Origin of the sequence: Dactylosporangium sucinum, assembly GCF_014647515.1 — a bacterium.
GTDB lineage: Bacteria > Actinomycetota > Actinomycetes > Mycobacteriales > Micromonosporaceae > Dactylosporangium > Dactylosporangium sucinum.
Genome location: NZ_BMPI01000219.1, coordinates 1 through 545, shown reverse-complemented (window position 1 = coordinate 545; position 545 = coordinate 1). Strand labels below are relative to the sequence as shown.

The 545-nt window shown below is 67.0% G+C and carries 1 protein-coding gene; it reads right to left on the bottom strand.

Annotated features, from left to right (window positions below):
• A partial coding sequence (locus IEZ31_RS55930; protein ID WP_190258314.1) for an acyltransferase domain-containing protein occupies nucleotides 1-545 on the bottom strand: 545 nt, incomplete at both ends.

The following is a 545-nucleotide window of genomic DNA, read 5'->3' as shown; positions in this document are numbered from 1 at the left end:
ACATCACCGGTGGTGTTCAACCCGATCACCGGCTCACGCGCCGGCACACTCGCCACCACCGCACGGAACTCATCGAGGATCCCGTCCAGATGGTGACTGTGGAACGCGTGCGAAACCTTCAGCAGCTTCGCCTTGCGTCCCTCGACCAGCGCCATCACCGCATCGGCATCACCGGACACCACCACCGAGGTGGGCCCGTTCACCGCCGCCAGCCCGACCCGCCCCTCAACGAGATACGGCCGGATCTCCTCCTCCGACGCCACGACCGACGCCATCAACCCACCAGAAGGCGCCGACGCCATCAACCGGCCCCGAGCCGCCACAATCCTGCACGCGCCCTCAAGGTCCCACACGCCGGCCAGATACGCAGCGGTCAACTCACCGATCGAATGCCCACCCAACCACCGCGGCCGCAACCCCCACGCTTCCAACTGCCGGTAGACCGCCACCTGCACCGCGAACAGCCCCACCTGCGCAAACTGCGTCTCATCGATCCGCTCACCCAGGTCGACATCCACATACGACCGGACCTCGTCCAGCGCGGC